At 70.2% G+C, this 6,557-nt stretch carries 5 protein-coding genes and 1 pseudogene; 5 read left to right on the top strand and 1 reads right to left on the bottom strand.

Features of this window, described 5'->3' with window-relative positions; all coding sequences use genetic code 11:
* Positions 1–78 precede the first annotated feature (78 nt).
* Positions 79–1,875: an AMP-dependent synthetase/ligase gene (locus ACFWY6_RS43245; protein WP_384702746.1), complete on the bottom strand. Its 1,797-nt coding sequence runs from the start codon at positions 1,873–1,875 to the stop codon at positions 79–81.
* 300 nt (positions 1,876–2,175) lie between these two features.
* Here ACFWY6_RS43245 and ACFWY6_RS43240 point away from each other — a divergent pair, with 300 nt between their 5' ends.
* From ACFWY6_RS43240 to lgt, 5 genes and pseudogenes are all read left to right on the top strand, one after another.
* Positions 2,176–2,946, top strand: coding sequence for a metallophosphoesterase (locus ACFWY6_RS43240; protein ID WP_384702743.1), 771 nt, complete (start codon positions 2,176–2,178; stop codon positions 2,944–2,946).
* 91 nt (positions 2,947–3,037) lie between these two features.
* A complete protein-coding gene (locus tag ACFWY6_RS43235) occupies positions 3,038–3,475 on the top strand; it encodes an SRPBCC family protein (protein ID WP_361818361.1) in 438 nt (145 codons plus the stop codon).
* 43 nt (positions 3,476–3,518) lie between these two features.
* Positions 3,519–4,391: pseudogene (locus ACFWY6_RS43230) on the top strand (ArsA family ATPase); the annotation flags it as partial.
* Positions 4,392–4,490: 99 nt separating this feature from the next.
* Entirely contained in the window at positions 4,491–5,267 is a 777-nt protein-coding gene (locus ACFWY6_RS43225) for a DsbA family protein (RefSeq protein ID WP_384702749.1), read from the top strand.
* A 78-nt stretch (positions 5,268–5,345) separates the two neighbouring features.
* The gene (lgt, locus tag ACFWY6_RS43220; protein ID WP_384702739.1) at positions 5,346–6,311 is read left to right on the top strand and encodes a prolipoprotein diacylglyceryl transferase; all 966 of its coding nucleotides are present in this window, start codon (positions 5,346–5,348) and stop codon (positions 6,309–6,311) included.
* The last annotated feature ends 246 nt before the right edge of the window (positions 6,312–6,557 follow it).

Raw genomic sequence — 6,557 nt, 5'->3', positions numbered from 1 at the left:
GGGCGCGGGGAACTGCGCGAGCAACCACAAGTGACCGAGAGCCGCGAAAGAACACAGCCCCCATGGCGAATGGGCGCGTCACCCCCGGTAAAGGGCTTCGACCTCGTCGGCGTAATCCTTCGCCACAACGCTCCGCTTCAGCTTCAGGGACGGAGTCAGATGCCCCGACTCCTCCGTGAACTGCGTGGCAAGGACGCGGAACTTGCGTACGGACTCCGCCTTGGAGACCGCCGCGTTGCCGTCGTCCACGGCGCTCTGGACCGCCGCGAGCAGATCCGCGTCGTCACGCAGCGACGCCGCCGTGGAGTCCGCCGGCTTCCCGTGCTCGGCGGCCCAGCGGCCGAGGAACTCGTCGTCGATCGTGACGAGCGCGCCCACGAAGGGGCGGCCGTCGCCCACGACCATGCACTCGGCGACAAGGGCATGCGCGCGGATCCGGTCCTCGATCACCGCGGGAGCGACGTTCTTGCCGCCCGCCGTCACGATGATCTCCTTCTTGCGGCCGGTGATCCGGAGGTAGCCGTCCTCGTCGAGCGTGCCGATGTCGCCGGTGTGGAACCAGCCGTCGGCGAGCGCCTCTTCGGTCGCGCCCTCGTTGTTCCAGTACCCCGTGAACAGGTGCTCGCCGTGCAGCAGCACCTCGCCGTCGTCGGCGATCCGGACGACCGAACCGGGCAGCGGCTGGCCGACCGTGCCGATCTTCGTGCGGTCCCACGGGTTGAAGGCGGTGGCCGCGCACGACTCCGTCAGGCCGTAGCCCTCAAGGACGGTGAAGCCGATGCCGCGGAAGAAGTGGCCCAGACGCTCGCCCAGCGGCGCGCCGCCCGAGATCGCGTACTCGCCGCGGCCGCCGAGCACGGCCCGCAGCTTGCTGTAGACCAGCTTGTCGAACGTCTTGTACTTGATCTTCAGTCCGAGCGAGGGACCGCTCGGGGTGTCGAGCGCGCGGCTGTACGCGATCGCCGTGTCCGCGGCCTTGTCGAAGATCTTGCCCTTGCCGTCGGCCTGCGCCTTGGCGCGCGCCGAGTTGTAGACCTTCTCGAAGACGCGCGGGACACCCAGGATCATCGTCGGCCGGAACGACGCCAGCTCGTCCGTGAGGTTCTTGACGTCGGGCGCGTGGCCCAGCTTGATCGGCGCCATCAGCGCGCCGATCTGGACGAGACGCCCGAAGACGTGCGCGACGGGAAGGAAGAGGAGCACCGAGCACTCGCCGGTGCGGAACAGCGGTTTCAGGCGCTCCACCACGTTGCCGCACTCCGCGAAGAAGCTGCGGTGCGTGAGGACACAGCCCTTGGGGCGGCCCGTGGTGCCCGAGGTGTAGACGATGGTCGCCGGGTCGTCGGCGCCCGCGACCGCGCTGCGCTCGTCGACGGTCTCGTCCGGGACGTCGGCGCCCGCGCGGTTCAGCTCCTCGACGCCACCGCGGTCGATCTGCCATACGTTGACCAGATCGGGGAGCCGGTCGCGGACGGAGTCGACGGCCGCGCTGTGCGCGTCGAGCTCGACGACGATGGCCACGGCGCCGGAGTCGCCCAGGATCCACTGGATCTGCTCGGCCGAACTCGTCTCGTACACCGGCACGGTGACCGCGCCCGCGCTCCAGATCGCGAAGTCGACGAGCGTCCACTCGTACCGGGTGCGGGACATCAGTCCGACGCGGTCGCCGGGCCGCACGCCGGCGGCGATGAGCCCCTTCGCGGCGGCGCGCACCTCGGCGAGGAAGTTCTTGGCGGTGACGTCCTGCCAGGTGCCGTCCACCTTGCGGCCGATGACGGCGACATCCGGGTGCTGCACGGCATTTCTGCGGACGATGTCGGTCAGATTGCCGTCCGCGGGGACCTCGTACAGGGCCGGAAGGCTGAACTCGCGCAAGACTGCTGCTCCTACATAGGGCGCCGGCGCCACGACGTTGTGCGATGCGACGGTGCGGTCCAAGATCGGGCAGGTGCTCCCGGGGGGAAGTTGAACTGGAGCACTACTGGACTGCCCGGACGTTACCCATGGGTATGGCTTGTTCGGTAGGGGGTCCGGGCCAGATGTTCGGTGCGTCACACGTCGTTGTGGTCTGAACCGCACAGTACGCCACGCGATTCCCGACTCGGAAGTAACCGCAGGTCCGCCCGCTCCTGAGGCCTCTACCCACCTTTGCCCACTCGTTCTAGGGTGATCGGCATGCCAGGTTTCCGGATCAACGTGGTCAGCGACGTGCACGGCAACACAAAGGATCTCGCCCGCGCGGGCGAGGGCGCCGACGCGCTCATCTGTCTCGGTGACCTGGTGCTCTTCCTCGACTACGCCGACCACTCGCGCGGCATCTTCCCCGACCTCTTCGGCGAGCGGAACGCCGACCGCCTCGTCGAGCTGCGCACCGAGCGCCGCTTCGAGGAGGCCAGGGAGTTCGGCAAGCGGCTGTGGGCGGGCATGGACAGGGGACCGGCCATCGAGCGCGCGGTGCGCAAGCAGTACGCCGAACTCTTCGCCGCCTTCCCCACACCTACGTACGCCACATACGGCAACGTCGACATACCGGCCCTGTGGTCCGAGTACGCGGCGCCCGGCACCACCGTCCTCGACGGTCAGCGCGCCGAGATCGGCGGGCGGGTCTTCGGCTTCGTCGGCGGCGGTCTGCGCACGCCCATGCGGACGCCCTACGAGATCAGCGACGAGGAATTCGCGGCAAAGATCGAGGCCGTCGGCGAGGTCGACGTGCTCTGCACGCACATCCCGCCGGAGGTCCCCGAGCTCGTGTACGACACCGTCGCGCGCCGCTTCGAGCGGGGCAGCCGGGCGCTGCTCGCGACCCTTCACAAGACCCGCCCGAGATACGCACTTTTCGGCCATGTCCATCAGCCGCTGACCCGGCGGATGCGCATCGGGGCGACCGAGTGTGTGAACGTGGGGCACTTCGCGGGCTCGGGCAGGCCGTGGTCGCTGGAGTGGTGACAGCGGTCCATCCGGTGCGCGATAGCCTTCACGCGTCACACACGTATGCACACCACCCCCATTCCGGACCGCATCTGGAGGAGCCACAGAGATGGCGGAACACACCAGCTCGAGCATCACGATCGAGGCGGCACCGGCCGAGGTCATGGGGGTGATCGCCGACTTCGCGCGCTACCCGGACTGGACGGGTGAGGTAAAGGAGGCGGAGGTGCTCGACACCGACGACCAGGGCCGCGCCAAGCAGGTCCGCCTCGTCATGGACGCGGGCGCGATCAAGGACGACCAGACCCTCGGGTACACGTGGACCGGCGAGAACGAGGTCAGCTGGACCCTCGTCAAGTCGCAGATGCTGCGGTCGCTGGACGGGTCGTACCTCCTGAAGCCGTCCGGCGACGGCACCGAGGTCACGTACAAGCTGACCGTCGACGTCAAGATCCCCATGCTCGGGATGATCAAGCGCAAGGCGGAGAAGGTCATCATCGACCGGGCTCTGGCCGGCCTGAAGAAGCGCGTGGAGGCCGGGGCTTAAGCGCTGCGGGGCGCTGTCGGCCAGGGGCGTACCGTTCACCCTTATGCGCACCCTCCTCGTCACGGGCCCCGGCGGCTCCGGCCGTACCACCGTCGCCACGGCCACCGCGCTCACCGCGGCCCGGGAGGGCGCCCGCACCCTCCTCATCTCCGCCGACCAAGTCGACACCGCCGAACAGCCGGGCCTCACCGTCCGGCGGCTGGCCCCCGGCGACGAGTTCCGTGACGACCTCCTCGCCCTGCAGAAGAAGGCGGCCTCCGCCCTCGACCTGCTCGGCGCCGGACGCCTCGAGGGCGAGGAGCTCACCCCGCTGCCCGGCAGCGACGAGCTGGCGCTGCTGCGGGCCCTGCGCGACGCGGGGCGGGACGCGTACGACACCGTGGTGGTGGACCTGCCCCCGCTGCCCCGCGCCCTCGCGCTCCTCGCTCTCCCCGAGCAGCTCCGCCGCTACCTCCGCAGGCTGCTGCCCCCCGAGCGGCAGGCCGCCCGCGCCCTGCGCCCGATGCTCGGCCGCATCGCCGGTGTCCCGATGCCCGCCGACTGGCTGTACGAGACGGCGGCCCGCTGGGACGCCGAACTCGCCGCCGCGCAGGCCGTGATCGAGGACCCGGGCACGACCGTGCGCCTCGTCGTGGAGCCGGGCCCCGCGGGCGCCGACGCGGTGTGCGCCGCCGCCACCGGCCTCGCCCTGCGGGGCCTGCGCGCCGACGCCCTCCTCGCCAATCGCGTCCTGCCCGACGACACCGCCGACACCTGGTTCGCCGGGCTCATCGCCCAGCAGCGCAAGACCCTGGCCGAGTGGACGGGGACGTACGGCGAAGAGCTCCGCACCCTGCCGCACCTGGGCCACGACCCGCGCGGCGCCGACGACCTGGCCGCCCTCGGCGTGCCCGCGCCCCGCGCCCCCCCCGCGCGGGGTTCATCGCCCACGGGGTGGGGGGGGCACCGCGTAACTCTGCGGGGGGCACCGGCCCGGGGGCGCCCGGCTGGGCCCCCCCCGGTTCGTTGGCGGGGTGTGAGTGAGAAGAACCGTGAGGGAAAGCGCACGGCCCGCGAGCGGCTGGCGGAAGAGCGAGAGCGGCAGAAGTCGCGGGAGAAGCAGCGCAGGGTGTTGATCGTGAGCGCCGCCGTCGTCGGCGTCCTCGCGCTGGCCACCGTGGCGGGCCTGCTCGCCTCCAACGCGGGCGACGACAAGGACACCTCGGGTCCCGTCGTGATCCCGCAGGGGGCGAACGGCAAGGATCAGCTCGCGCTCCCCGTGGGCAAGGACAGCGCCAAGTCGTCCCTCACCATCTGGGAGGACTTCCGCTGCCCCGCCTGCAAGTCCTTCGAGGACGCGTACCGCACGACGATCCATGAGCTCACCGACAAGGGCCAGCTCAAGGTCGACTATCACCTGGCCACGCTCATCGACGGGAACATGGGCGGCAGCGGCTCGCTGCGCGCGGCCAACGCGGCGGCCTGCGCCCAGGACGCCGGGAAGTTCACCCCGTACCACGACGTGCTGTTCAAGAATCAGCCCGCGGAGACGGACGACGCCTTCGCCAAGAACAGTCGGCTGCTCGAGCTCGCGGGCCAGGTCGACGGGCTCGACACCGCTTCCTTCAAGAAGTGCGTCGAGGACGGCGAGCACGACAGCTGGGTCGACAAGTCGAACAAGGCATTCCAGGACGCGCGCCTGCAGGGCACGCCCACCGTGCTGCTCGACGGGAAGAACATCTTCGCGGACCAGAAGAATCCGCTGACCCCGGCGCAGCTGAAGGCGATGGTGGAGAAGGCGAACGGGGCGTAGCCGGCGAGGCGTAGTTATGGAGCCGTAGCCGGGCTGGTTGCCTTGGGCACCACCCGGCACGGTAGCGTCGGACCTGCCATGGACCTTGCCTTCATTCCCAGCCCGTCGCGCAGTGTGTTCGAACTCGGACCCATTCCGCTGCGCGCCTACGCGTTCTGCATCATCATCGGCGTCTTCGTCGCCGTCTGGCTCGGCAACAAGCGGTGGATCGCTCGCGGGGGCCGCCCAGGCACCGTGGCCGACATCTCCGTCTGGGCCGTGCCGTTCGGCCTCGTCGGCGGGCGTCTCTACCACGTGATCACGGACTACCAGCTGTACTTCAGCGAGGGCCGTGACTGGGTGGACGCCTTCAAGATCTGGGAGGGCGGCCTCGGTATCTGGGGCGCGATCGCGTTCGGCGCGGTCGGCGCCTGGATCGGCTGTCGCCGGCGCGGCATTCCGCTGCCCGCCTGGGCCGACGCGCTCGCCCCCGGCATCGCCTTCGCCCAGGCGATCGGCCGCTGGGGCAACTGGTTCAACCAGGAGCTGTACGGCAAGGCCACGGAACTGCCGTGGGCGCTGAAGATCACTTCGGCGGAGGACGGGCGGGTGCCGGGCACCTACCACCCCACCTTCCTCTACGAATCCCTCTGGTGCATCGGTGTCGGCTTCCTGGTCATCTGGGCCGACCGGCGCTTCAAGCTCGGGCACGGGCGGGCGTTCGCGCTGTACGTGGCGTCGTACTGCGCCGGGCGCGGCTGGATCGAGTACATGCGCGTCGATGACGCCCACGACGTCCTGGGCCTTCGCCTGAACGTCTGGACCGCCATCGCGGTGTTCATCCTCGCGGTCGTCTACTTCGTCCTGTCGGCGAAGCTGCGGCCTGGGCGGGAGGAAGTGGTGGAACCGGGGGCTTCCGACGCTTCGGACGCCTCCGGCGAGGGAGAGCCGTCCGAGGGTGAGGGCGAGCTGTCGCTGGAGAAGAAGGACGAGGCCGAGGCCGAGAGCGAAGCCGAAGCTGAGGCGGAGTCCGGGTCCGGGTCCGGGTCCGCCAAGAAGGGTTAGCCGCCCTTTTCGTACGTAGATGGGGCCGCCGGATCGGTTGATCCGGCGGCCCCTTCGCGTGGGCGGGGGGGGGCGGGGGTCCGGGATCACCGCTGCGCGCCGTCTGGGCTTCTCGCCGTTACGACAGACTTTCCCGCCCACCCACCCGTTTGCCCTGCGGCGGACATGCCCGCCCACCCATCCCGGGCAATCGGGTGGGTGGGTGGGAAGGCTTGTTCGGTGGGGGTGTGGTGCGGGGTGATCGGG

Source organism: Streptomyces sp. NPDC059037 (assembly GCF_042740015.1).
In the GTDB taxonomy this organism is placed as follows: Bacteria; Actinomycetota; Actinomycetes; order Streptomycetales; family Streptomycetaceae; genus Streptomyces.
Note: the sequence above shows the minus strand (reverse complement) of the source record. Positions and strands in the feature narration are given on the sequence as shown.